Origin of the sequence: Vibrio mediterranei (genome assembly GCF_900088415.1) — a bacterium.
GTDB classification, from domain to species: Bacteria; Pseudomonadota; Gammaproteobacteria; order Enterobacterales; family Vibrionaceae; genus Vibrio; species Vibrio mediterranei.
In genome coordinates, this window is sequence record NZ_FLLQ01000003.1 from 376,536 (window position 1) to 402,866 (window position 26,331).

Here is a 26,331-nt window from a genome sequence, read left to right on the forward strand (position 1 = left end):
TGAAATTACTGATTGGTTCATATTGATGCTTGCACAACCAAATTGCAATAGGTTAACGTTTTAGGAGCTTTTTAAAGGAAGGATTAGCCATGGACGCTGTAAAGCCGTTAGCGATTACCAAACGTATTCCATTGAAGGAACGTTTCCCTGAGACACTCACGTCTCATCAACTGGAGAAAAATAAAGCCAGTTGGATTATGTATTCTCATTATTTGTCTCCTGATATTTTCAATGATATGGATTTCTATATCGGTGAAACCAGCCGAATTCTCGACATTTGGCAGGTTGGGCAATATGAAGTGGCACTGATGGATGGCCAGTTAACCGCCGACCATAAAGTGATTCTGAATGAGCTCAAAGTGGATTGCGCAGCACTGTATGATGTTCCCGACCTCAATAAGCCGGGTGTGATTGTCTTGGATATGGACTCGACCGCCATTCAGATTGAGTGTATTGACGAGATCGCCAAACTTGCTGGAGTAGGTGAGCAGGTTGCAGAAGTAACAGAGCGAGCGATGCAAGGAGAGTTGGATTTTGAGGCAAGTTTGCGCCAACGTGTTGCAGCATTAAAAGATGCAGATGAAGCGATTCTTGAGAGCGTTCGTTCACAGTTGCCATTAATGCCAGAGTTAGAAGAAATGCTGAAAACTCTTCAGTCTTATGGCTGGAAAACGGCGATTGCGTCTGGTGGATTTACCTATTTTTCTGATTTCTTAAAGCAGAAATTGAATTTGGATTTTGCTCAATCAAATACGTTGGCGATTGAAAATGGCAAACTGACTGGCGAAGTGCTTGGGGATGTCGTCTCAGCACAAACTAAAGCAGACATCTTGCTAGAGTTAGCTGAAGAGTATGATGTGGAGCCGCATAACACCATTGCCGTGGGTGATGGTGCCAATGACTTGGTGATGATGGCGGCGGCTGGTTTAGGTATTGCGTATCACGCAAAACCTAAAGTTGAAGCTCAGGCACAGGTAGCCATTAACCATGCAGGTTTAGGTGGGATTGTGTGTGTGCTGTCAGGGTTACTCGCAAGACAAAAACGAATCAACTGGTAAGTGAAAGATAACAAAGGGCGCATTGAGCGCCCTTTGTTTTTTTTGGGAAACTTAATGATTCAGCTCTAGGCGAATCAATACTTCTTCTGTAATGTCGATAAGCTCGCAATAGCCGCAAATTGATGTCATCTCATTTTCTAAGTTGCGAGCGTGGCTCAAACTCAACGAAAGCAGTTCATTGATGTCTTTCTTCATCAAGGTTGTCAAAGCATCATACACCGGACCAGAGGAAATTCTTAACACGTAGAGTTCGCCCATACTTAGCGCATCTTTAATGAACTTAATCCGGCTTTGGGTGGACTCAAAGTCTTCGCGTAATTTGGTATGAATCGACTGAATACGTTGCCCTAGTTTCAATACTCCAATATACAGTTCGTGATAGACCGGCTTTGCTCCGGGCTTCTTCTTCATCGGTTCTGCAATTAACGTATTGCTGCGTCCTTTAAAAATAGGTTCTAAGGCAAATTTTTGATTGTGGCCAATTCGCTCCAAGAACTGCATATAGCCTGGCAGAGGGAAATTGACGCCAACAGTGCGACTCTTTATAGAGGTCCCTCGTTTATCGATATAGATAGGTGTTGAGACCATTTTAGCCAATAAGACGTTATGCAATGATTCCAGTAAAGCGGGACTTGGAAGCAGCTCTTGTTTAGCGATCAGCTTATCTTGGTTGTTATCAATCATGCCATTGAAAAAGGCGATGGTCTTGATGGTTTTGCCGGATTCGACAATCGATAAATGTACGGTTTTGCGATCCTGGGATAACCGAACCACCTCATAGGGGACTCGGTTCAATGGCAATCTGTCGTTATAGCGTTTCAGCTCCAAGTAATCTATCGAGATTAATGCTCCTGTTTTGACAGGCAACGGTTCCAATAGCTCTATGCTTGCACCACGTTTAGACAAGTCGAGCGTTTTTCCACGAATAACAGTGTTTTCATCACATTGAACAAACAGCGGCGTGCTGAATTGATATCGCGGTTCTTTTCGTCTGGATTGCGCATCGAAATACAACCCTCTTGGCTGGCTTTCTACTTTTCTTGGGTGTCTAAAGCGATTTAGACTGTTAGCCGGAAGACGAGGTTTTTCTGTAAATAGGTAGTCAGCGGCTGAATTAGCATCACTGATCTCCTGCAGAATACCGAAGTGAGTCAATTTTTCATTACCATGCACGAGATCGCTGTAGTTGTGTGAAATCGTGGTGACGTCTTCTTCGGACAGCTCAAATACGGAGAGACGAAACGCTTTCCAACTATCTCGACGTCCGCCAATATGCCAGAACAATTGACGCTCTTGACGATCCGCCTCTGGCATCATCATAGAATAAAACAGTTTCATTCCCTGATGTTCGTGGGTAAAGGTATAAAGTACGTTGCTACAGCCTTTGATGCCTGCTTTGACCAGTAAATCCATTCTCTCTCGAGAAAACAAAGCCCCCAGCGATTGTTGATTGCGCTCATCATGCCAGTAGTGCCAAATGTCTTGGTTATTTTCTGTTAGCAATGCCACCTTCAGTTCATTACCGCTAAAAAATAGAGGTAGGTTACAGGCGTGTTTAAGATAACTGTGTTCGAAACCTCGAGTACGAGCTCGGGTAATCCTATCTTGGTTATCGTGGCGGATTTTTTTTGATTCAGTATTCAGTAGCTTTTCAACCACCATTTCCACCGCGTTAGTGCGCGACAATCTTAGTGTTCTTAGATACTTAACCGGGGAGATACCGTGTAGACCATCGACACCGAGTACACGGTATTCGATGGGTTTGGTGATTTCCTTAACTTGACTGGTTTGGGCAAGTTCGTCAAAGCTAACACTAATCACTTGGCCTAAGTCGTAATCAAAGGTACCTGGCACTTTGAATTTGGCACCTGAACTGGAGAGATCGACACTAAGCCCAGTGACTACGTCTCCATTTTCCAATTGAATAGATACTTGAGATTCGAGTTTAAGGCGATTCTCTTTACGCTTCAGGTCGTAGCCTAAGTTAATGGCGTCCGCCAAATAAGGACTTTGTGGATCGGTCAGCTCGCCCTCATGCGCGGCGCGTTGCTCATCACCAAGATTGCTCAAGGTTTTTTTATTAACTAACGATTCCCATACGCCTTCGGTGTAGCCGCCAAATTTCTTGGTCAGTTTGTGGTAACTATCAAATGCACGGTCATCAAGCCAGTGAGCGAGCCCATTAAGTTGATACTCGTGGCAATTGCTGGTGACTCGACCACGAAGGTCAATACGCTTATGGCAAGGGGCCATAAGGCGATTGAGTTCCATTTTTACCAAGAGTTTTGTCGAGGGAGATTCACCCTCGGTCACTTGACTAAGTACATAATCAAAGTCATCAGCGTGATACGCCGAAATCAAGCGTTCTGCGATGGAAAGTATTTCAGGTTGCTGCATGAGTTTTGTTAAAGTGTCCCTTTGAGATGATGAGTGTCATCAAGAAATAGCACAGCGTGAAGCTATTATATCGGCTACCATGCCGAAAACCTTAATGTTATCTACTGATAAATATAAGGTAATTATCGGATCTATTTTTAGATTCTTGTCGATTCTTGACAAATTTTATCGCCGAACATTTTCGAAAATTAATACATTTCTCAATAAAGGGTGCAATGGATTGCATTTGTTTGAGCAATTATCGTGACGGGTTGAGTTAAAAATGGCAAAAGCGAAAAGAGCTTATGTATGTAATGACTGTGGGGCTGACTTCCCTCGTTGGCAGGGGCAATGTAACGCATGTGGTAGTTGGAATACCATTAGTGAGGTTCGTTTAGCGGCATCACCTCAAGTCGCACGTAATGAACGCTTGACCGGTTATGCAGGTAGTTCCACGGAATCTAGCGTCCAAACCTTATCTGAGATTGACTTACAAGAGGTCCCTCGATTTACCAGTGGTTTTAAAGAACTTGATCGTGTACTTGGTGGCGGGGTGGTCCCTGGGGCAGCTATCCTCATTGGTGGTAACCCAGGGGCAGGTAAATCGACATTGCTTTTACAAGCAATGTGCTGGTTATCGTCGCAAATGCCAACCCTTTACGTAACGGGTGAAGAATCCTTGCAGCAGGTTGCCATGCGAGCGTCTCGTTTAGGCTTGCCAAAAGAGCACCTAAAAATGCTGTCTGAAACCAACGTTGATCGTATTTGCCAAGTGGCAGAGAAGGAACAACCGAAGCTGATGGTTATCGACTCTATCCAAGTTATGCATGTGGCTGATGTTCAATCGTCGCCAGGCAGTGTGGCTCAGGTAAGAGAGTCGGCAACCGCATTAACTCGATATGCTAAACAGAATAACGTTGCTATCTTCATTGTTGGTCACGTGACTAAAGATGGCACGTTGGCAGGTCCTAAGGTTCTTGAGCATATTATTGACTGTTCGGTGTTGCTCGACGGTGGGACGGACAGCCGATTTAGAACGTTACGTAGCCACAAAAACCGTTTTGGTGCGGTTAATGAGCTAGGCGTATTCGCCATGACGGGACAAGGTTTGAAGGAAGTGAGTAACCCTTCGGCGATTTTCCTTTCTCGTGGTGAAGAAGAAACGTCAGGCAGCTCGGTTATGGTGGTGTGGGAAGGTACGCGTCCACTATTGGTTGAGATTCAAGCACTGGTAGATTATAGCCAGCTAGCAAACCCACGCCGAGTTGCAGTTGGCTTAGAGCAAAATCGCTTGTCTTTATTGCTTGCTGTTTTGCATAAACATGGCGGTCTGCAAATGGCTGATCAAGATGTATTTGTGAATGTGGTTGGTGGTGTCAAAGTCACCGAAACCAGTGCTGACCTAGCTTTGGTGATGGCGTTACTTTCAAGCTTTAGAGACCGTCCGCTACCTAAAGATGTCGTCGTGTTTGGTGAAGTTGGACTGGCGGGTGAAATTCGTCCGGTTCCAAGTGGTCAAGAGCGATTAATGGAAGCGTTTAAGCACGGTTTCAAGAAAGCCATTGTACCTGCGGCAAATATGCCAAAAGGCGGTATTGAAGGTATGCAAATCCACGGAGTTAAGAAGCTATCTGAAGCGATTTCCGCTTTCGATGAACTTTAATGATGGTTTTTGTGAAAAATTAGGTAGAATGTCGCCAACAAAATGTATGATTTTACGAAATGACATCGAAAAATCACGAAGAGCAGCTAAAATTAACTGCGAACTAACAACAGTAGCCAACACGGATGAAGCTAGGTGTAACAAGCGTTTAGAGGCAGTTTTGCTCTATTTGGCACCTTAATACGCCGCGAAGGCATAACTTTTTTTTAATACGAATGCACGCAAAGCTATCCGTCTTGACAGATTGTGATATACTCTGCGCGCATTTTATATCCTATTAACAGAGTAAAACGATGACTGATTTATCAAAATACAGAAATATTGGTATTTTCGCGCACGTTGATGCGGGTAAAACCACAACAACTGAGCGTATCCTAAAACTGACTGGCCAAATCCATAAGACTGGTGAAGTTCATGATGGTGAATCAACTACTGACTTCATGGAGCAGGAAGCTGAGCGTGGTATTACTATCCAATCAGCGGCAGTTAGCTGTTTCTGGAACGATCACCGTCTAAACGTTATCGATACTCCTGGACACGTTGACTTTACAGTTGAAGTATATCGTTCTCTGAAAGTACTAGATGGTGGTATCGGTGTATTCTGTGGTTCTGGTGGTGTTGAGCCTCAGTCAGAAACTAACTGGCGCTATGCGAACGAATCAGAAGTATCTCGTATCATCTTCGTTAACAAACTTGACCGTATGGGTGCAGACTTCTTCAACGTAGTTGATCAAGTTAAGAACGTTCTTGCTGCAAACCCACTAATAATGGTTCTTCCAATCGGTCGTGAAGACGACTTCGTTGGTGTTGTAGACCTACTAAGCCGTAAAGCATACGTATGGGATGACTCTGGTCTTCCAGAAAACTACGAAGTTAAAGACGTTCCAGCTGACATGGTTGACGACGTTGAAGCTTACCGTGAAGAGCTTATCGAAACTGCTGTTGAGCAAGACGATGACCTAATGGAAGCGTACATGGAAGGTGAAGAGCCTTCAATCGAAGATATCAAGCGTTGTATCCGTAAAGGTACTCGTGACCTAGCATTCTTCCCAACATTCTGTGGTTCTGCATTTAAGAACAAGGGTGTTCAGCTAGTTCTTGACGCGGTTGTTGACTACCTACCAGCTCCAACTGAAGTAGAACCTCAGCCTCTAACTGATCCAGAAACTGGTGAACCAACTGGCGAAGTTGCAACTGTATCTGCTGATGAGCCACTACGTGCTCTAGCATTTAAGATCATGGACGACCGTTTCGGTGCTCTAACGTTTATCCGTATCTACTCAGGTGTAATGAACAAGGGTGACACAATCCTTAACTCTGCAACTGGTAAAACAGAGCGTATCGGCCGTATGGTTGAGATGCAAGCAGACGAGCGTAACGAACTAACTACTGCGCAAGCTGGTGACATCATCGCTGTTGTTGGTATGAAGAACGTTCAGACTGGTCACACTCTATGTGATCCTAAGCACGAGTGTACTCTTGAGCCAATGATCTTCCCTGAACCAGTAATCTCTATTGCTGTTTCTCCTAAGGACAAAGGTTCTACAGAGAAAATGGGTATCGCGATCGGTAAGATGGTTGCAGAAGATCCATCGTTCCAGGTTGAGACTGACGAAGATTCAGGTGAAACTATCCTGAAAGGTATGGGTGAACTTCACCTAGACATCAAAGTAGACATCCTTAAGCGTACTTACGGTGTTGAGCTTGAAGTAGGTCAACCACAGGTTGCTTACCGTGAAACTATCACTCAAGCAGTTGAAGATAGCTACACGCACAAGAAACAGTCTGGTGGTTCAGGTCAGTTCGGTAAGATTGACTACCGTATCAAACCAGGTGAGCCAAACTCTGGCTTCACGTTCTCTTCAACAGTTGTTGGTGGTAACGTACCTAAAGAATTCTGGCCTGCAGTTGAGAAAGGTTTTGCATCTATGATGGAAAACGGTGTTCTTGCTGGCTTCCCAACGCTAGACGTTGAAGTTGAACTATTCGACGGTGGCTTCCACGCAGTTGACTCGTCTGCAATCGCATTCGAAATCGCAGCGAAAGGTGCATTCCGTCAATCTATGCCAAAAGCTGGTGCTCAACTTCTAGAGCCAATCATGCACGTTGACGTATTCTCTCCAGAAGATAACGTTGGTGATGTAATCGGTGACCTTAACCGTCGTCGTGGCATGATCAAAGACCAACAAGCTGGTGCTACTGGTGTTCGTATTAAAGCTGACGTACCTCTATCTGAGATGTTCGGCTACATCGGTCACCTACGTACAATCACTTCTGGTCGTGGTCAGTTCTCTATGGAGTTCTCACACTACAATGCATGTCCAGCAAACGTTGCTGAAGAAGTTATTGCTAAAGCGAAAGAAGAGAAGAAGTAATTCGTCTTTTCCTTTGAATAAAAAAACCCGCCTTATGGCGGGTTTTTTATTGCCTTTATAGCGGCCTGAGTACGTAATTGGTGTCGATAATATCTAAATGAGACATATCGCACTGCTTAAAGTCGGCGACTTCTTGCTGTAGCCATTGAATAAAGATTTTGAGTTTAGGTCGATTGAAGTAATGCTCTGGAGCACACAGGTAATAGGCAAACTTAGGCTTGAGTGCGTAATTGCCGATTCGCACTAGGGTTCCTTCTTTGATATAGCGATAGGCTAGGCTGTGTTTGATAAGCCCAACGCCTTGAACAGACAGTGCGCCTTCGACAACGAAGTGCGAGCCGTTATATTGTAGCGTTCGATTGCCTACAGGTGCACCGACATGTTGTAGCCACAAGTTCCAATCCATATCCGGCCAAGTATCTTCAATCAGGTCGGCTCGATGCAAATCTTGAACATCATAAATCTGGTGTTGCTGTTGGTACAGCGGGTGGCACACAGGGTAGATAATATCTTCCATGAGTAAGTGGCTTTGCACGCCCTCATAGATACCTTCACCATAACGTAGACAAATATCAACGGATTGATCCTGAAAAGAGACCAATTGGTTATTAGGCTCGATCAAAAGCGCAATATCAGGGTTTTGCTGACGAAAGCTTTGTATTCTCGGCACCAACCAGTGCTGAGCAAATGATGGCAATGTCGAGATGGACAAACGATTGGGGTTAGGATCTTGGTTGACACTCTGAACTCCGGTGAATATATGTTCAAAGCCCTTAGCAAGTTCTCTATATAGTTGTTGGCCCTCTGGCGTTAATAACACTTTCCTGTGCTGCCGATAAAACAAATGACAACCTAGGCTTTCTTCCAACTGTCGAATTTGTTGACTTACCGCAGCCGCTGAAACAAACAGACGATTGGCGGCCACTTTAAAGCTGCCTAGTTCAGCCGCTTTATAGAAATAGTAAAGTCCTTGAAGGGGAGGCAGCTTTTCTTTCACTTAAGTTTTCCTTAACTCAAAGCCAAAATAGATCGTTTGTCACATATTGATGTTTTGCATAAAAATTATACAAAAAATAGGGAGATAGGCAATGGATAAAACAATCAACTCCGATCAATATGTACAAGATAGAGCGGTGAAAGGCTCGTTGACTAAGTTAATCTTAACTTACGTCAGGCAATGGCGTCAGAATCAACGTACTAGAAAAGTGTTATCGGAAATGCCAGATCATTTGTTAGAAGACATTGGAGTGACTAGAGAACAGGCCAATCGAGAAAGTCGAAGACCATTTTGGCAATACAAATAAAAAAGGCGACTAACGTCGCCTTTATCTAGTATGCATGAGTGTTACTCTTCCCAAACGACCAGTTTATCTTTAGGCCAGCTATGGCCTACTTCATGATACTTCTGTTCAAGCAAATGGCGTTTGATTTTCAGTGTTGGTGTCAGTAACCCGTTCTCAATACTCCATGGTTCCTTAACCATTAGCACACCTTTGATTTGCTCATGAGACTCAAGTTCTTGATTCATGCGCTTAACGACACGCTCAGCGGTACGTGCGTAGCGTGCTTTGTCAAAGTTAGGGAAGTCGTGAGGCACAACGAGTAAGATTGGAGCTGGTAAGCCTAAACCGATTAAACACATCATTTCGACACGGCTGTATTCCGCCAGCTTTTTCTCAATAGGTACAGGTGCGACAAACTTACCTTTAGCCGTTTTGAAGGTGTCTTTCTTACGACCCTGAATGGTTAGATAACCTTCGCCATCAATAGCGCCGATATCGCCAGTATGCAACCATCCTTCGCTATCAAATGCTTCTTGAGTCGCAATGTCATTTTTGTAGTAGCCCGAGAAGAGACCTTGTCCTCGAACCATGATTTCATCATCCTCAGCAATCTTAAGCTCAATACCTGGGCCTGCGTTACCAACAGTACCTATTTTGTCGGCCCTAAATGGGTAGTTAATGGTACTGTAAGCGAAAGATTCGGTCATGCCCCAGGCTTCAGTGATATTCAGCCCGACGCTGTGATACCAATCTAACAGAGCTGGAGGCACAGGAGCGGAACCACAACCAAGTACTCGTGCTTGGTCAAGTCCTAAGCCGTCTGCCAACTTCTTCTTAATCAATGAATTGACAAACGGTATCTTAAGTAGAATGTTGAGTTTCTTCTGTGGCAGCTTATCTTGAATACGCTGCTGGAACAGAGTCCATAGTCGCGGCACTGAAATAAACAGTGTTGGACGCTGCATCTTCACATCTTCGATAAAGGTGTCCAGTGACTCTGGGAATGCAGTCTGCACGCCTCCTACTACTGATGAACCAAAGATATACACTCGCTCAGTAATATGAGCTAGCGGTAAATAAGAGAACAGACGATCGTTGGGTTCAATGCCAATATGGTCGATAAGTCTTTGTACCGACCAGCTAAATGCGCCATAAGTCAACATGGCACCCTTTGGTAGCCCCGAGGTACCGGAGGTATAAACCAACGACATTAGTTTGTCGTCGTAATGAACAGGGCGCTCTTCACTTGGCTTGTTATCAGCGATTAATTGATTAAACGTGTGCTGGCAATCTGGCGCGGTATCGTAAGGTAGAGAAATCGTGATTAGGTCACCAAGAGATTCAATGACAGAGGTGGTGGCTTTAGCATCATCAAGTTTACCTGCAATCAATACCTTACTTTCACTGTGCGTTAGACAGTATTCGATGGTATCGGCACCAGCGGTTGGGAAAATTGGTACACTGATGTAGTCGCCAAGCATCATCGCCAAGTCGCAAATAAACCACTCTGCGCAGTTTTTGGAAATGAGCGCGACCTTTTCGCCTGGCTGTATGCCAAGACTACGAAGAGCAGAAACAAGACGTAATGCTTTATCTGCTACATCAGCATAAGTAAATTCGACGAACTCACGATTGATAATTTGTTTTAAGTAAACTTCATTCGGTCTTTCTTGCGCCCACTTTAGGATCATCTCGTTGGGCGGCGGTAGGGTACAACTTGAGAGAGTGCTTTCATTAGGCAGTATCATTCCTGAACTCCGTTTTCGTGTAGAACGATAATTTATAGTTATTGTAATGTTAATGTGTTGTTAACATTACAATACTAGTCACAATGGGTAAGTACCGCAAGATGCTAATGACGGATTATTGTGGGCTCAAGCACATTATTGGAGCAAAAGCTCCAATAATGTGCTTTAAGTGGAATATGAAGGTTTGGATTGTCCAATTAGATTTTAATGCCAAGGAATGTGTGTGGAATACATAACAAGCTTGATTGCGTCTTGCTGGCAGCGCAATGCGTGCACACAATTGCTATCAATCTTGCCGAGTGCGACCATCTTTTCTAGTTCCAATAATGCATGGATCAAAGACCAAGATTCACTGTAATGACGGTGACTGGTTAGGGCATCAAAAATGTTAGCAACGGTAACAATACGAGCAGCAATCGGAATTTCGGCATGACTTAGTCCGTTTGGCGCACCTGAACCATCTAAATATTCATGATGATATTGGATGATATCTGTTAACAGTGTCATGCTGGTTGGCTTCCGATCGTGGATCTGTTTTGCGAGCTGGTTGACTAAGTTCAGCCCTTGTTGAATTTGTCCTTGCATTGCGACATTGCTATGCCACATTTCTTGCCACGGAGAGCTCTGTTTCGAACTCAATGAAGAGTACTTACCTATGTCGTGTAACTCTGCAAAGTGCACGATATAGTCGATGGTTTCATCATCGAGTTGATACAGTTCAGCCACTTGCAGCGCAATGAGCCTTGCGTACTGACCGACTCGGTAAGCATGATCGAGGCTCTCATCTAGATGTTCGAAATTGGTACTACGAACGGTATAGCCCATATCAGCCATGGCATTGACGTAGCTGCGCTGTTCGTTGACCGCTTTAGCTAGCTCATTGGTACAAGAGGTTAATTGTTCAACCGTAGTATTGTCGAAAAACTGAGGTTGATTTGCATCTAAAAATAGTAACCCAGTAAAGTGACCATCGTTGAGGACGGGTAAGGTTAATGAGGCCGCATAAGGCTGTTGTAACAACCAACGTGAGTGTTGCGATGAATTGGTAATGGCTGATGAAAGGTCATTAATGACGCGATGTTTATGCTTGCAGGCCAGTTGTCCAAGCGCGGAGTTAGCGCTAATAGGAGCACTGTATCGAAGCAGGGGCTCTCCTTGTAATGTACTATGTGCAAATGTACTCAACCTAGCATGCTGGGCATCGAAGAGCGCGACAGAGATTCTAACGATTTCGGGAGCATGAAGGCTAATAGCATGATGAGCACGTTTTAATTCATCATTAATAGAGCCTCGGCTCGAACTCCGATGATGGCTCCCAATAGAGCAGTCCTTTCTCATAACTCACCCCCTGTTTGTGTAGGTGTTTTAGCACCTAATCACTGCTTGTCGATATAAAACCCTTTTATTGAATTGAAACAGCAATGAGGGGAAATCCCCTCATTAATTAGTGTATGACTAAGCTGAAAATCTGACGAGAAATATTACCTAAAATCAGAGTGATAATTGATTTAGATTAAACTTACCACGGCTGGTGATAGTAACCCTGCAAAAGCAAAGAACACCACCATCCAAACGATAGGCAGTTTAAACTGCTTCATAAGGAGTGCACCTAAAAGCACCCAAGCAAGATCCATTGCACCATAGACTGCGCTAACAAAGACAGGCTGGTATAGGGCAGACAATAACAAACCAACTACGGCGGCGTTTACGCCCACCAATGCACCAGAAATCGCCGGTATTTTAGCGAGCTGCTGCCAGTTTTTTAATACGCCGATAAGGAGCAAAAAGCCAGGAACAAAGACACCAAGTGTTGCAACAATCGCTCCCCATACTGGTGCCGAAGGCATTAGCTCATAACCGATGTAAGTAGCAAAAGTGAACATTGGCCCTGGCACAGCCTGCGCTGCGGCATAACCCGTCAAGAAAGCGTCTTGCGTTAATTGATCGCCCACAATATTTTGTAGCAGAGGAAGAACCACGTGACCGCCACCAAATACCAAACTGCCTGCTTGGTAGAAATCGGAGAAAAGTGCTATCGATGACGACCATTGACCGATAAATGGCAAAGCAACAAGAAGTACGACGAAGCTGGCTAATGGCAATACGGAGAAAGACAGTTTACTGGAGGTATTTACGGTTTCTGTGTTTGCGAGATATCGAACGCCTAAAAGAGCTGCTAAAACTAAAACCAGAATTTGCGCAGCAATACTTTGAAACAAAAGCAGTGTAATGGCAGTAGCGATACAAATAGAAACAGTGAGTTTAGACTTGCAGAAATTCTTATACATACCCCACGTGGCGTCAGCGACGACTAACACAGCGAGGAGTTTTAGGCCGTGCACCACGCTCTGAAAGTAACTGGATTCAGTAAGCTGACTGCTCAAGGCTGCAAGGGCTAGCATAAGGATTACCGATGGCAGTGTGAAGCCAAGAAATGCCATGATACCGCCGCCAATGCCTGCGCGTTGATAACCGACAGCAAAGCCGACTTGGCTTGAACCTGGGCCCGGTAGAAATTGGCTTAAAGCGACAATTTGAGCGTACTCTTCATCGCTTAGCCAAGTGAGTTTCTCAACAAAGGTATTGCGGAAATAACCTATATGAGCTGCGGGACCACCAAAGCTGACCCACCCTAGAGCGAAAAAGATCTTAAATATAGCAAACAATGACTCATTGCTGTTTGAGTGGTTGTTTGTGGTTTCTTTGCTTAACGTAGACACCTGCGCACCTATCTTATGAAAATAACAATTTCGATTAGCGCCGATGCTACTGACTCATCTATAATGATTCAAATTAATAGATTTGATAGATACTATGAGTGAAACTGGACGAGAGAAGATTGATTGGAAACGTATTGATTTAAATTTGTTGATCGTATTCTTTCACCTTTACCAAACACGCAGTGTGTCTGTAGCGGCAGAGAAGAGCTTTGTCAGTCAGTCAGCAATGAGTCACAGTTTATCTAAGTTACGAACTTTGTGTGGGGACCGACTTTTTGAACGCAAAGGTCATCAAATGGTACCGACAGAGCGAGCTGCAGAGCTGTATCCAACGGTAGAACAGATATTAAATCTGGTGCAATTTAACGTGTTACCCACAGAACAATTCTTAGCAAAAAATTATCGCGGAATCTGCAAAATAGGATTAACTGATTACGCCGAATTTATCTTTGCTCCAACTATTTATGACGCCATAGTGTCACAAGCCCCAAGCGCTAAAGTCAGTTTTATCAATGTTAATCGACACAATTATCGTTCAGTCAGTGAGCAGGAAAACTTAGACATCATCATCGGTAGTATTCCCGATTTAGAGCAGCAGTTTAGTGCACAAAAGCTCTACACTGAAAAACACGTCTGTATTTATGACAGTAGTTTGGTGAAGGTTGGAGAATTGGATACTGAGACCTTCGCCTCTCTGCCACATTGCTTAGTCAGCCCGGAGGGCAACTTTACAAGTAAAGTCGATAAGCACCTAGAGTCGATTGGATTATCGCGTGAGGTCACTGCCGTTTCGCGAAATTTTCTGACGATAGGGCGTTTAGTTACTGGTCGTGAGATGTTTGCGATCGTGCCTGAAAAAATGGCCAAGATTAACCTGATTCAAACTAACCTTACATCTGCTCCGCCACCTGTTCCCGTGGCTGATTTTGATATCTCGATGATTTGGAAAAAGCAGTCGCACATGAATGATAAAATTCATTGGCTAAAAGACACCATATATGAAGCCATTTTATCGTCGCTGCATGAAACCACACTTTAGTGGTAAGGATTACACAAATTTGCTCTGTAACAATTGTTAACGTATCCAAATTTGGCAGTTAGTTGCATATGGAGGCTAACTGCTAATAATTCTGTTAAGAAAGTGATCAGACCCACAACCTAAGCAATTTCTAGCGGTAATAGATCAAAAATCCCATCTCTCCCCCTTTAATTACAAAAAATAAATGCTAGTTTCTCTGTGTAAACGTTTCCAAATGGAAGCAAAAACCCCTACAAAAAATGAGAATAACAGTTATGAAGAAGCAAATGGTTAAAGGATTAGTGGCCTCTGCAGTAGGTCTAGCTTGTTTCAGTCAAACAGCATTCGCGAAAGACATCACGGTATGGGCATGGGATCCAAACTTTAATGTGGCCATCATGCAAGAAGCCGCTGAGAAATACGAAGCGAAGCATGAAGATGTAAACATTAAAGTCGTTGATTTTGCGAAAGCGGATATCGAACAGAAGCTGCATACTATGCTAGCGTCTGGAATCACGTCGGCATTGCCTGATGTGGTATTGATTGAAGATTACAATGCTCAGAAATACTTACAGTCATATCCTGGCTCATTTGCTCCTATGACAAATGTCGTTGATTACACTAAGTTTGCTCCGTACAAAGTGAATGTAATGACCGTCGGCGATGAAGTATATGGCCTACCATTTGATACTGGGGTATCAGGCCTTTACTACCGTACTGATATTCTTGAAAAAGCAGGCTTCAGCGCTAAGGACATGGAAAATATTACTTGGGACCGTTTCATTGAAATCGGCAAACAAGTGAAGGAGAAAACGGGCGTTTCCATGCTAGGTAATAATCCATCTGACCTTGGTTTGCTGCGCGTCATGATTCAAGGTGCAGGCAGTTGGTACTTCAACCAAGACGGTAGCCTAAACATTGCTAACAACAAAGCGCTTGAAGAAGGCATTAAGATTTTCCGTGATCTTCATACTACAGAAATCGCGCGTCCTACCATTGGCTGGTCTGAATGGGTTGGTTCGGTAAATAGTGGCGCTGTTGCTTCTATTACCACTGGTGTTTGGATTACAGCATCAGTGAAAGCAGGCGAAGGTCAAGAAGGTAAATGGGCCGTTGCGCCAACACCACGCCTGAATGTAGAAGGGGCAGTGAACAGCTCTAACCTTGGTGGTTCAAGCTGGTATGTATTGAGTGCATCGAAAGAAGCAGATACAGCCATCGACTTCTTAAATCAAACTTTTGGCTCTGACAAAGAGTTCTACAACGAAATTCTTAAGAAGCAAGGTGCAGTAGGTTCTTACTTACCAGCTGGTAATACACAAGCCTACCAATATGAAGATAGCTACTTTAATGACCAAAAGATTTACGCAGACTTCAACAAGTGGGCTGCTGAAATTCCAGCGGTTAACTATGGCATGTACACCTATGAAGTCGATGCAGCGATTGCAGCGCAGATGCCTTCAATCATGCAGGGTGCACCAATCGACAAAGTCTTAGAAAGTGTTGAGCAACAACTGAAATATCAGATTCAATAATCGTTTTTCCTTTGCCCCCATCTCTGCTGCGAGTCAGGGTGGGGGCCTTTTCTTCTCTTTGTTGGTGTCATTATGAGTGAATTAGTCAAGACGATTAAGTCTAACTCCAAAAACAATAAAAATAGCTTTCAGCGTTTTTATGATATTAATGGCTGGGGTTTCGTATTACCTGCCGTCATATTAGTGTCCTTATTTATGATCTATCCAATAGTGAATTCACTTTGGATGGCTATGCACTCTGGACGTGGTGTTATTATGGAGTTCGTTGGTTTTGGCAACGTAACTCGTTTATTTAACGATCCTGTATTTTTAAAAGCGCTCTCGAATACGTTTATTTTCTTGATTATTCAAGTGCCTATTATGATCTTGCTTTCGTTAGCATTATCGTCTTGTTTAAACTCACCAAATCTTAAGTTCAGAAGCTTATTCCGCTTAGCGATTTTCCTACCATGTGTTACTTCCTTGGTAGCTTACTCGATTCTATTTAAGAGTATGTTTGCGTATGAAGGTATTGTGAACTCATTCCTTATGTGGACAGGCATTGTAAGCGACCCAATTCCATGGATGGCTGACCCATTTTGGGCCAAAGTAACCATTATTATTGCGATTACGTGGCGCTGGACTGGCTATAACATGATCTTCTTCTTGTCTGCAATGCAGAACATAGATAAGTCAATTTATGAAGCTGCGCGTATTGAAGGTGTGAGTCCTATTAAACAGTTCTTCTTTATTACGGTTCCCTTGCTTAAGCCAGTAATCCTATTTACTACGGTTATGTCGACCATTGGTACATTGCAGTTATTTGATGAGGTGGTGAATATTACCGCTGGTGGTCCTGCGAATGAAACTCTAACGTTATCTATGTATATCTATGACCTGTCATTTAAGTTTGTTCCAAACTTTGGTTATGCAGCAACGGTATCGTACGTCATCGTATTCTTTGCCGCTATTCTAGCAATGCTTCAATTTAGAATTGCGAGGGATAAATAATGAATAATAAAAACAAAGCGATGCGTGGTTTAATGTACGCATTTCTATCAATATTCTCGTTAGTCTCATTATTTCCGTTTTATTGGATGATTGTGTCCAGTACTAACACAACGACTCAGGTTAATACGGGTAAATTCACTTTTGGTGACCAATTACTGATTAACTTAGCTAAATTGAATGAGCAAATTGACCTTTGGCTAATTTTCTACAATACCTCGAAGATTGCCATTATTAGTACGCTGTTTACGCTGCTAATCTCATCTATGGCTGGTTATGGTTTTGAAGTGTATAAGAGCAAGGTACGTGACCGTGTTTACAGTGCCATGCTGCTGACAATGATGATTCCATTTGCCGCGCTGATGATTCCACTGTTCACACTAATGGCGAAGGCAGGTCTGTTGGATACTCACCTTGCAGTGATGCTGCCGACCATTGCTTCAGTATTCATTGTGTTCTATTTCCGCCAATGTACTAAAGCGTTCCCATCAGAACTTATTGATGCGGCGCGAGTTGATGGTGTGAAAGATTGGAAAATCTACCTGTTTGTTTATATGCCCGTGATGAAAACCACGTACGCGGCTGCCTTTATTATCGTCTTTATGACGTCGTGGAATGCCTTTTTATGGCCGTTGATTGTATTGCAATCTGCCGAACTAAAAACAATTAACTTAGTGCTGTCCTCTTTGTCGTCAGCCTACTTTCCTGATTTTGGCATCATTATGGTGGGGACTGTGGTGGCAACCATTCCAACCCTAGCCGTATTCTTTTTGATGCAGAAGCAATTTGTGGCCGGTATGACTGGCTCTGTGAAATAGTGAGATGTTTAGAATGAGAACTTTCGATCAAGTAATTTCCGCTAGAGAGTGGGAAAACCAGCATGTAACGCATCATAACGTTCTGGACGCACATGCGCCGCTTAATGCGTTTCACAGTGAAGTTGCTGCAAAAGAGAACCAACCGTCTGAGAATATGCGCTCGCTAAACGGTGAATGGAAATTTAAGTTGTTCTCTCAACCGGAGCAGGTTGAAGCATCGTGTGTTGAAACTGCGTTTGACGACAGTCAATGGGACGCGATTCAAGTGCCAAGTAACTGGCAACTGCAGGGGTTTGATAAACCTATCTATACCAATGTTAAGTATCCATTTGCTGATACCCCACCAATCGTGCCGCAGGATAACCCAACAGGGTTGTATCGTGTGTCATTCACACTCGACAGCGTCAAAGCTGATGAGCGCCAAACCGTGACTTTCGATGGTGTGAACTCGGCATTTCATATCTGGTGTAATGGAGTATGGGTTGGTTATTCTCAAGACAGTCGTCTAGCGGCTGAGTTCGACCTGACTGACTTTGTCGTTGAAGGTGAAAACCAATTATCAGTGATGGTTCTTCGTTGGTCTGACGGTTCGTATCTCGAAGATCAAGATATGTGGTGGCTGAGTGGAATTTTCCGTAACGTTACTCTGCGCACTAAGCCAAAAACAGCCATTGCTGATGTACAGGTTAACACTGAGCTTGATGCGTGCTACCGCGATGCAGTGCTAAACGTCACCACTAAGCTTACTGAGAAAGCCTCACCATTTAGCGTCAATATTGAGCTGTTTGATGAATTGGGCAATAGCATCTTTGGGCGCAAGTCTGCACTATGTGGTCAGCGCATCATCGATGAGAAAGGTCCGTGGCAAGAAGTCGCTGAGCATCAGGTTGCTATTGAAAACCCGAAAAAATGGAGTGCTGAAGAGCCGAATCTTTACCGTCTAGTGGTTTCTCTTAATGACGAAGATGGTCAGTTGGTGGATTGTGAAGCATACAACGTTGGCTTCCGCAGCGTTGAGATCACTGACGGTCAATTGAAGGTGAACGGTAAGGCACTGTTGGTACGCGGGGTTAACCGTCACGAACATCATCCAGAAATGGGTCACACTATGACTCGTGAAGGCATGATTGAAGACATCAAACTGCTTAAACAATACAACTTCAATGCAGTGCGCACTGCACACTATCCGAATGATCCACTTTGGTATGAGTTATGTGACGAATACGGCTTATACCTAGTTGATGAGGCCAACATCGAAACGCACGGTCAGTTCCCAATGTGTCGTCTGTCAGATGATGTCACATGGATGAACGCGTATATGCGTAGAATGACTCGTTTGGTTGAGCGCGATAAAAACCACCCATCCATTATCATTTGGTCTTTAGGCAATGAGTCAGGTATTGGTAACAACCATCATGCAATGTACCAATGGACTAAACTTCGCGATCCATCACGTCCGGTACAATATGAAGGTGGCGGTTCCGATACGGCAGCAACCGATATTATCGTGCCGATGTATGCTCGTGTGGACAGCGATCAGCGTCATCATATCGACCCAACGGTCACTCCAAAACTTGCCATCAAAAAGTGGCTTGGAATGCCGGGCGAAGAGCGTCCGCTTATCCTTTGCGAATATGCACATGCGATGGGGAACAGTTTAGGTAGCTTCGACAAATACTGGGATGTGTTCCGTGAGTATCCACGCTTACAAGGCGGCTTCATTTGGGACTGGGTAGACCAAGGTTTGACTAAGACCGACGAAAACGGTACTCAGTACTGGGCATATGGCGGTGATTTTGGTGATGACATCAATGACCGACAGTTCTGTATCAATGGTCTCATTTTCCCTGACCGCACCGTGCATCCTACTTTGTTTGAAGCGAAAAAGGCGCAGCAATTCCATCAAGTCACCCTTCGCTCTACTGAGCCTGTAGTGATTCGAGTACAAAGTGAGTACCTATTTACATCGCCAAGCGATGAGGTATTAAACTGGACTATTACAGAAGATGGTTTTGCCATTGCCCAAGGCTCTACGGAGTTAATCATCTCTCCAGAAGGTCACCTTGATATTCAGTTAGCTGAAGCATTACCAGAAACTAAGTTAGGTAGTGATTACCATCTTAATGTTGAGATTGTAAAAACCTCTGCAACCACATGGTCTGAAGCTGGTCATCTCGTGTCAGCAGAGCAAATTACCCTGCCTGCGAAGTTTGGTCTAGCACCGCGACTAAGTAACGATTCTGGTTTGCCTGATGCAGTAGTGAAAGGTGATACCTTGACGCTGACTGCGGGTGAGCAATCTATTACGTTTGATAGCGCAACAGGGTATCTAACGTCTTGGTTAGTAGCAGGACAAGAGTCGTTATTGCAAGCGCCAAAAGATAACTTCTACCGTGCGCCATTGGATAATGACATCGGCACCAGTGAAGCTGACCGAGTGGACCCAACAACATGGCTAGCTCGTTGGGATGCAGCAGGTCTGCCATCGTTGACGGCCGAATGTATTGGCTTTGACCACTTTGTTCGCGGCAAATACCACCAAGTAGAATCTCGCTACGCTCATACATTTGAAGGGCAGTTGGTGTTTGAAACACTATGGACTTATCAAGTCTTCAATGATGGTGAAGTCAACGTAGATGTAACGGTCAATGCGGCTAAAGGTCTGCCATCACTGCCTCGAGTCGGTATGGAGCTAGCACTTGCTAACACAATCGATTCAGTTAGCTGGTATGGACGTGGTCCTTTTGAAAACTACAGCGATAGAAAACTGGCGGCGCATATGGGACGTTATCAAGCGTCCATTGAAGAGATGCATACGCCCTATATATTCCCAACTGATTGTGGCCTACGCAGTGATGTTAAACAGAGCCAAATTGGCGCGTTATCGATTATTGGTGAGCACCACCTCTCCGTCAGTCGTTATAGCACTGAAGTTATGAAAGCAGCGAAACATACCAATGAATTGGTCGATAGCGGAAAACTGTTTGTGCGCGTTGATGGCTTCCATATGGGCGTGGGCGGTGATGACTCATGGACACCAAGCGTTCATGAAGAATTCAAGTTGCTTGCTGAACAATATCGCTATCAATTGACGCTGCGTATGTCGGCGCACGCATAGCGTTTCATCATTCATAAAGATTGAACTTCGCTTGCTAAGGAGACGCTTAGCAAGCGAACAAAAAGAATAAAGGATAGAACATGGCAGATATTAAACTTTCCAATGTAGTGAAGCGCTATGGTGATGTAACCGTTATTCACGGTGTGGATCTTGATATCAAAAAAGGCGAATTCGTTGTTTTTGTCGGTCCATCTGGCTGTGGTAAATCAACGCTACTACGTCTAATTGCTGGTCTAGAAGAGATCACCGATGGTGTTTTAGAAATTGATAACAAAGTGGTGAACCATGTTGACCCGGCTGAGCGTGGAATTGCGATGGTATTCCAATCGTACGCGCTATATCCGCATTTAACGGTTGAGGAGAACATGGGCTTTGGGATGAAGATGAATGGCTTCCCTAAAGACGAAATCAAAACGCGAGTAGACCGCGCAGCAAAAGCCCTACAACTTGATCATCTAATGGATCGCAAACCTAAAGATATGTCAGGCGGTCAGCGTCAGCGTGTGGCGATTGGGCGTGCGATTGTTCGTGATCCAAAAGTATTCTTGTTTGACGAGCCTCTATCAAACCTTGATGCCGAACTGCGTGTAGACATGCGCTTGCAAATTGCCAGTTTGCACCGCGAGCTTGATACCACGATGATCTACGTTACCCACGACCAGGTAGAGGCGATGACCCTAGCTGATAAGATTGTCGTATTGCGTGATGGTCAAGTAGAGCAAGTAGGTTCTCCGCTTGAGCTCTACAACAGCCCAGCTAACGAGTTTGTGGCTGGTTTTATTGGTTCGCCAAAGATGAACATGCTACCTGCACACGTTACCAGTGTAGGTGATGACAGCATTACCATTTCATTACCAGATGAGCAGTCTATTAAGGTCAAGGTGGATACGTCTAAAGTAAAAGAAGGCGATAAGGTGAGCTTTGGTCTGCGTCCTGAGCATATTGCTTTAGATAACTCTGGTGAGCAGAAGCTTCATTTCTCAACACAAGCGGTAGAGCGCTTGGGGAACAGCACATACCTGTTTGGTATGGTAGCGGGCTTTGATAACTATCGAGTGCACGTTTCAGGTGACTTTGAAGTGGTTCGTGGTGATGAGTTGGATCTGAGTTTCAATGTAGAAGATTGCCATATCTTCTTAGATTCACTTTGTATTTCGAACATCTAACTAAAGTGGGCTAGCAATCGCTAGCCCATTTTTCTATCCGCTACTTTTTATCCGCTACGTCAAGGCGAAGCGTGTCCATACTTTAGAGCGCCAGCGTCGAATCATTACGATACCGCGAACCCACTCATCCATACCAATAGCAATCCAAGCGCCTATTACGCCATAGCCCCAATGAATGCCAAGCAGATAGGCAAACAGAACCGCAATACCCCACATGCTCAAGATTCCCATTTTTACAGGGAACTTGATATCGCCAGCACCTTTGAGTGCGGCGATGAATATTAAGTTGGATACGCGTCCAGACTCGACAAATATTGAACCGCCAATAAGCAGTGCCACCAAAACAACAATTTCGCTATCTTGTGTGAACAGATCAATCAATGGATAACGGAACAGAAACAGCAGTACAACAATACCAGTCGATGCGATTAGGCCCACTAAATAGTATTTTTGAACTCGGCCTAAGATGTCATCGATCCAGCCTTTACCGATAAAGTAGCTGGCCTGAATTTGTCCGGCTTGCCCAAGAGCTAATGCAAAAGCAAACGACACGCGAGTGATGTTCTGTGCGTAAGTGTAAGCGGCAAGGGAGGAGGTTCCCATCTGCACCACGAAATATACGATGGTCATTTGCGCCATGTTGTAAGAGAGAATTTCTCCGGCGTTCATGGCACCGATCTTCATAATCTTTTTGTACAGTGCTTTAGGGATCTCGCGCCATTGGTTAAATGGCAGCTCAATGCGTTTTTTACGAACGACCCAGATCATCAATAAGGTACCGATCACTTGGCTGACTACTGTCGCAGTCGCAACGCCACTAACGCCAAAGACTGGCAACCCAAATGGTTGGTACAGCGCTACATAGTTACCGGCGATATTAATCACCCCAGCGATGAGGTTGATGACCATAGGGGATCGTGAGTAACCATGACTACGCAATATTGTAGTCAGTACTATGCCTATGGTGACATTGAACGTCATGGAGCCGCTGATGATCAGGTATTCGTAACCAAAGGCTGCTACTTGATCTTCAAGACCAAATAGCGCGATAAAATGTTCCGCCCCTAAAAACAGTGACAGACTGAGAACGCCACCGACCACTACCGCTAACAGGATACTGGCAACACCAGTTTGTGCAGACTCGCTGAATTTGGATGCGCCGTTGTATTGAGCGATAAGTATTCCTGTACCACTGCTTACCATCATGGAAACAACAATCAAGAAGAAAGTAATTTGGGTAATAACACCAACAGCGGATACCGCTAAGTCGGAGTACCCACTGAGCATAAACACATCCGTGGTATTAAGTGCGGTTCTTAGCAAAACTTCAATAAAGATTGGCCAAGTCAACGCTACGATATTCATTCGTTTGCTGAGCGCTGAAGCATTTTCAGACATTCGATTACGCCTAATTAAATAGAGGAGCTGATTAAAGGGGCGGCAAGTGTACTCTCAAATAGAGTAAACGCAATACCACTAGTAAAGGTAGGGGATAGTTTGACATATTTCGAACTATTGTAAACGTTCTCATAGAAGATCGAGAATGCGTAAGAATTACAGCAGCAAAATTCGGTAAAAAAGGAGACCAAGATCTCGATGTTACACTATGAAACGTTCAGAGAGCTTGTTTTTACATGATGTGTTAACCATTTCAAACAAATTAAACAACTCGTTACAGATGTTGTTACGTTTGTAAATTTTTTTAACTTCCTCACATTAATTGTTCATTTTATCACTATACTCTGGGTTAAACGTTTTCACTTTGAATGCAATTTAGTCAAACAATAACGTTTTTATCCCCTACACAAACACTATAAAATTAACAAATAGGACTTGTTCAATGAAAAAGTTAACTCTTCTAGCTGCGCTATGTGCTGGTATGGGCTTCGGAACTCAAGCAGTTGCAAGCACAACAGTAGGTTTTACTATCTACAAGTACGACGATAACTTCATGTCTGTAGTTCGCCAAGCTATCGAGAAAGAAGCAGGCCAAGACAGCGATACTCGCATCCTGATGAACGATTCTCAGAACAGCCAGTCTATGCAAAATGACCAAGTTGATGTAATGCTTGCTCGTGGCGTTCAAGCGCTTGCTATCAACCTAGTTGACCCTGCAGCGGCACCAACTATCATCCAGAAAGCGAAAATGGATGATGTGCCAATTGTTTTCTATAACAAAGAACCAAGTGCTAAAGCACTAGCAAGCTATGATAAGGCTTACTATGTAGGTACTGACTCTAAAGAGTCAGGCATCATCCAAGGTGACTTAATTGCTCAGCAATGGAAAGCGAATCCATCTTGGGATAAGAACGGCGACGGCGTTCTATCTTATGTTCTTCTTAAAGGCGAACCAGGTCACCCAGATGCAGAAGCACGTACTACGTACTCTGTAAAAACTATCAATGACAACGGCATCAAGACTGAAGAGCTACACATGGATACAGGCATGTGGGATACAGCGATGGCGAAAGATAAGATGGACGCATGGTTGTCAGGCCCTAACGGTAACAAGATTGAAGTGGTTATTGCTAACAACGACGGTATGGCAATGGGCGCAGTAGAAGCTCTGAAAGGTGCGGGTGCTGATATCCCTGTGTTCGGTGTTGATGCTCTAGCGGAAGCACTAGCGCTTATCAAGTCTGGTGAAATGGCGGGTACTGTACTTAACGATGCAGACTCTCAAGCAAAAGCAACATTTGAATTGGCTCGTAACCTAGCAAATGGCAAAGCGGCAACTGAAGGCACTCAGTGGGAACTGAACAACAAAGTTGTACGTGTTCCTTATGTTGGCGTTGATAAGTCAACTCTAGAATAATCTCGCAAATAAGGGAGAAGTGATAACTTCTCCCTTAATCCCTACCAAGCATATCGATACCAATCATTAAAATTATTGGTATGGGATTGTTTTGTCTGATTTCTACCTAATACCAGATAATTAATAAGTGATGCCATGGAAAATCAACAGCATGAATTTCTGTTAGAAATGACAGGGGTGAGTAAGTCTTTCCCAGGGGTTAAGGCATTAGACAAGGTAAATCTTAAAGTTCGACCACACTCTATTCATGCGTTAATGGGTGAGAATGGGGCGGGTAAGTCGACGTTACTAAAATGCCTATTCGGAATATACGAAAAAGATGAAGGCGATATTGTTTTCCTAGGAAAACATGTCGATTTTCAATCATCAAAAGAAGCATTGGAATCTGGGGTTTCAATGGTTCACCAAGAATTGAACCAGGTACTGCAATGTACCGTTATGGATAATATTTGGCTTGGCCGCTATCCAAAGAAAGGCCTCTTTGTCGATCACGACAAAATGTATCATGATACCAAAGAGATCTTTAAAGAACTCGACATCAATATCGATCCTAAAGTAAAAGTGAATACCTTATCGGTATCACAAATGCAGATGTTGGAAATCGCTAAAGCGTTCTCTTACGATGCAAAAATCGTCATCATGGACGAGCCAACCTCCTCTCTCACTGAGAAAGAGGTAAACCACTTATTTACCATTATCAAGAAATTGAAAGATAAAGGGTGTGGCGTTGTTTATATCTCACACAAAATGGAAGAGATCTTTGCCATTTGTGATGACATCACCATTCTCCGTGATGGTCAATGGGTCGATACGCGCCCTCTTGAAGGTCTCACTATGGACTCTATTATCGCCATGATGGTAGGTCGTGAACTGACGCAGCGTTTCCCAGAAAAAAGCAATGTACCTAAAGAAACGATTCTTGAGGTCAAAAATCTCACCGCACTTAACCAACCTTCTATTCAAGATGTCTCATTTGAACTTAAAGCCGGCGAAATCCTAGGGGTTGCAGGTTTGGTGGGTTCAAAACGAACTGACATCGTGGAAACCATTTTTGGTGTTCGAGAGCGCAGTGAAGGCACGATTTTGCTTAACGGCAAAGAGATGCGAAATCGAGATGCGCATGAGGCGATCAACAATGGTTTTGCTTTGGTTACCGAAGAGCGCCGCTCGACCGGTATCTATGGCAACCTTGATATTACCTTTAACTCCTTAGTGGCGAACGTTGAGGAATACAAAACCAAGTCTGGTTTGCTAAGCAATAAGAAAATGAAAAGTGACACTCAATGGGTGATTGATTCAATGAGCGTGAAGACGCCGGGTCATGAAACGGCGATTGGATCACTGTCTGGTGGTAACCAACAAAAGGTCATCATTGGTCGCTGGTTGTTAACGCAACCTGAAATTCTCATGCTTGATGAACCAACTCGTGGTATCGACGTTGGTGCGAAGTTCGAAATCTATCAACTTATTTTAGAGTTAGCGAAGAAGAACAAAGGCATCATCATTATCTCTTCAGAAATGCCGGAACTATTGGGTATCACCGACCGAATTCTTGTGATGAGTAATGGTCGTGCTGCTGGTGTCGTCGAGACGAAGAATACTACTCAGAATGAAATTTTAGAGCTGGCCTCTCGTTACCTCTAGGAAAAAT

At 44.0% G+C, this 26,331-nt stretch carries 18 protein-coding genes; 12 read left to right on the forward strand and 6 right to left on the reverse strand.

Features of this window, described 5'->3' with window-relative positions:
• The first annotated feature begins 89 nt into the window (after positions 1-89).
• A complete protein-coding gene (gene serB / locus VME0621_RS11625; RefSeq protein ID WP_062456874.1) occupies positions 90-1,058 on the forward strand; it encodes a phosphoserine phosphatase in 969 nt (322 codons plus the stop codon).
• 51 nt (positions 1,059-1,109) lie between these two features.
• Here the strand turns inward: serB and VME0621_RS11630 are convergent, their stop codons facing one another.
• Positions 1,110-3,455 carry a PilZ domain-containing protein gene (locus VME0621_RS11630; RefSeq protein WP_062456877.1) on the reverse strand — a complete coding sequence of 782 codons (2,346 nt, stop codon included), beginning with the start codon at positions 3,453-3,455 and terminating at the stop codon, positions 1,110-1,112.
• Positions 3,456-3,717: 262 nt separating this feature from the next.
• Here VME0621_RS11630 and radA point away from each other — a divergent pair, with 262 nt between their 5' ends.
• Both radA and fusA read left to right on the forward strand, forming a co-directional pair.
• Positions 3,718-5,097 (forward strand): DNA repair protein RadA, encoded by a 1,380-nt coding sequence (gene radA / locus VME0621_RS11635; protein ID WP_006071967.1) that lies wholly within the window; start codon positions 3,718-3,720, stop codon positions 5,095-5,097.
• 293 nt (positions 5,098-5,390) lie between these two features.
• The gene (gene fusA, locus VME0621_RS11645) at positions 5,391-7,472 is read left to right on the forward strand and encodes an elongation factor G (protein WP_038225468.1); all 2,082 of its coding nucleotides are present in this window, start codon (positions 5,391-5,393) and stop codon (positions 7,470-7,472) included.
• A gap of 55 nt (positions 7,473-7,527) precedes the next feature.
• Here the strand turns inward: fusA and VME0621_RS11650 are convergent, their stop codons facing one another.
• A complete protein-coding gene (locus tag VME0621_RS11650) occupies positions 7,528-8,469 on the reverse strand; it encodes a LysR substrate-binding domain-containing protein (RefSeq protein ID WP_062456880.1) in 942 nt (313 codons plus the stop codon).
• A 91-nt stretch (positions 8,470-8,560) separates the two neighbouring features.
• Here VME0621_RS11650 and VME0621_RS11655 point away from each other — a divergent pair, with 91 nt between their 5' ends.
• Entirely contained in the window at positions 8,561-8,776 is a 216-nt protein-coding gene (locus VME0621_RS11655; protein ID WP_006071961.1) for a DUF1127 domain-containing protein, read from the forward strand.
• 41 nt (positions 8,777-8,817) lie between these two features.
• Here VME0621_RS11655 and VME0621_RS11660 read toward each other — a convergent pair whose 3' ends face one another.
• The 3 genes from VME0621_RS11660 to chrA all read right to left on the reverse strand — a co-directional run bounded on the left by VME0621_RS11660 (position 8,818) and on the right by chrA (position 13,169).
• On the reverse strand, positions 8,818-10,503 hold the full coding sequence (locus VME0621_RS11660) for an AMP-binding protein (protein WP_038225467.1): 1,686 nt from the start codon (positions 10,501-10,503) through the stop codon (positions 8,818-8,820).
• Positions 10,504-10,707: 204 nt separating this feature from the next.
• Positions 10,708-11,841, reverse strand: coding sequence for an HD domain-containing phosphohydrolase (locus VME0621_RS11665; RefSeq protein WP_062456883.1), 1,134 nt, complete (start codon positions 11,839-11,841; stop codon positions 10,708-10,710).
• A 170-nt stretch (positions 11,842-12,011) separates the two neighbouring features.
• Positions 12,012-13,169 (reverse strand): chromate efflux transporter, encoded by a 1,158-nt coding sequence (chrA, locus tag VME0621_RS11670; protein WP_062457041.1) that lies wholly within the window; start codon positions 13,167-13,169, stop codon positions 12,012-12,014.
• A 148-nt stretch (positions 13,170-13,317) separates the two neighbouring features.
• Here chrA and VME0621_RS11675 point away from each other — a divergent pair, with 148 nt between their 5' ends.
• From VME0621_RS11675 to VME0621_RS11700, 6 genes are all read left to right on the forward strand, one after another.
• A complete protein-coding gene (locus tag VME0621_RS11675; RefSeq protein ID WP_062456887.1) occupies positions 13,318-14,262 on the forward strand; it encodes a LysR family transcriptional regulator in 945 nt (314 codons plus the stop codon).
• 254 nt (positions 14,263-14,516) lie between these two features.
• Entirely contained in the window at positions 14,517-15,776 is a 1,260-nt protein-coding gene (locus VME0621_RS11680; RefSeq protein WP_062456890.1) for an ABC transporter substrate-binding protein, read from the forward strand.
• A gap of 72 nt (positions 15,777-15,848) precedes the next feature.
• Positions 15,849-16,766: a carbohydrate ABC transporter permease gene (locus tag VME0621_RS11685; protein ID WP_006071943.1), complete on the forward strand. Its 918-nt coding sequence runs from the start codon at positions 15,849-15,851 to the stop codon at positions 16,764-16,766.
• Positions 16,766-17,581: a carbohydrate ABC transporter permease gene (locus VME0621_RS11690; RefSeq protein ID WP_006071941.1), complete on the forward strand. Its 816-nt coding sequence runs from the start codon at positions 16,766-16,768 to the stop codon at positions 17,579-17,581. The genes VME0621_RS11685 and VME0621_RS11690 overlap by 1 nt, the downstream gene beginning before the upstream one ends.
• Positions 17,582-17,594: 13 nt before the next feature.
• Positions 17,595-20,699: a beta-galactosidase gene (locus VME0621_RS11695; protein WP_062456893.1), complete on the forward strand. Its 3,105-nt coding sequence runs from the start codon at positions 17,595-17,597 to the stop codon at positions 20,697-20,699.
• Between the two features lie 80 nt (positions 20,700-20,779).
• A complete protein-coding gene (locus tag VME0621_RS11700) occupies positions 20,780-21,865 on the forward strand; it encodes an ABC transporter ATP-binding protein (RefSeq protein ID WP_062456896.1) in 1,086 nt (361 codons plus the stop codon).
• Positions 21,866-21,919: 54 nt separating this feature from the next.
• Here VME0621_RS11700 and VME0621_RS11705 read toward each other — a convergent pair whose 3' ends face one another.
• Entirely contained in the window at positions 21,920-23,263 is a 1,344-nt protein-coding gene (locus VME0621_RS11705) for an MATE family efflux transporter (RefSeq protein WP_038225461.1), read from the reverse strand.
• Positions 23,264-23,705: 442 nt separating this feature from the next.
• Here VME0621_RS11705 and mglB point away from each other — a divergent pair, with 442 nt between their 5' ends.
• Entirely contained in the window at positions 23,706-24,680 is a 975-nt protein-coding gene (gene mglB, locus VME0621_RS11710) for a galactose/glucose ABC transporter substrate-binding protein MglB (protein WP_006071934.1), read from the forward strand.
• A gap of 135 nt (positions 24,681-24,815) precedes the next feature.
• Positions 24,816-26,324: a galactose/methyl galactoside ABC transporter ATP-binding protein MglA gene (gene mglA / locus VME0621_RS11715; protein ID WP_006071932.1), complete on the forward strand. Its 1,509-nt coding sequence runs from the start codon at positions 24,816-24,818 to the stop codon at positions 26,322-26,324.
• Positions 26,325-26,331 lie beyond the last annotated feature (7 nt).

Coding starts and splice junctions, on each gene's coding strand:
- serB (WP_062456874.1), top strand. CDS start 90: ATGGACGCTGTAAAGCCGTTAGCGATTACCAAACGTATTCCATTGAAG.
- VME0621_RS11630 (WP_062456877.1), bottom strand. CDS start 3,455: ATGCAGCAACCTGAAATACTTTCCATCGCAGAACGCTTGATTTCGGCG.
- radA (WP_006071967.1), top strand. CDS start 3,718: ATGGCAAAAGCGAAAAGAGCTTATGTATGTAATGACTGTGGGGCTGAC.
- fusA (WP_038225468.1), top strand. CDS start 5,391: ATGACTGATTTATCAAAATACAGAAATATTGGTATTTTCGCGCACGTT.
- VME0621_RS11655 (WP_006071961.1), top strand. CDS start 8,561: ATGGATAAAACAATCAACTCCGATCAATATGTACAAGATAGAGCGGTG.
- VME0621_RS11660 (WP_038225467.1), bottom strand. CDS start 10,503: ATGATACTGCCTAATGAAAGCACTCTCTCAAGTTGTACCCTACCGCCG.
- VME0621_RS11665 (WP_062456883.1), bottom strand. CDS start 11,841: ATGAGAAAGGACTGCTCTATTGGGAGCCATCATCGGAGTTCGAGCCGA.
- VME0621_RS11675 (WP_062456887.1), top strand. CDS start 13,318: ATGAGTGAAACTGGACGAGAGAAGATTGATTGGAAACGTATTGATTTA.
- VME0621_RS11680 (WP_062456890.1), top strand. CDS start 14,517: ATGAAGAAGCAAATGGTTAAAGGATTAGTGGCCTCTGCAGTAGGTCTA.
- VME0621_RS11685 (WP_006071943.1), top strand. CDS start 15,849: ATGAGTGAATTAGTCAAGACGATTAAGTCTAACTCCAAAAACAATAAA.
- VME0621_RS11690 (WP_006071941.1), top strand. CDS start 16,766: ATGAATAATAAAAACAAAGCGATGCGTGGTTTAATGTACGCATTTCTA.
- VME0621_RS11695 (WP_062456893.1), top strand. CDS start 17,595: ATGAGAACTTTCGATCAAGTAATTTCCGCTAGAGAGTGGGAAAACCAG.
- VME0621_RS11700 (WP_062456896.1), top strand. CDS start 20,780: ATGGCAGATATTAAACTTTCCAATGTAGTGAAGCGCTATGGTGATGTA.
- VME0621_RS11705 (WP_038225461.1), bottom strand. CDS start 23,263: ATGTCTGAAAATGCTTCAGCGCTCAGCAAACGAATGAATATCGTAGCG.
- mglB (WP_006071934.1), top strand. CDS start 23,706: ATGAAAAAGTTAACTCTTCTAGCTGCGCTATGTGCTGGTATGGGCTTC.
- mglA (WP_006071932.1), top strand. CDS start 24,816: ATGGAAAATCAACAGCATGAATTTCTGTTAGAAATGACAGGGGTGAGT.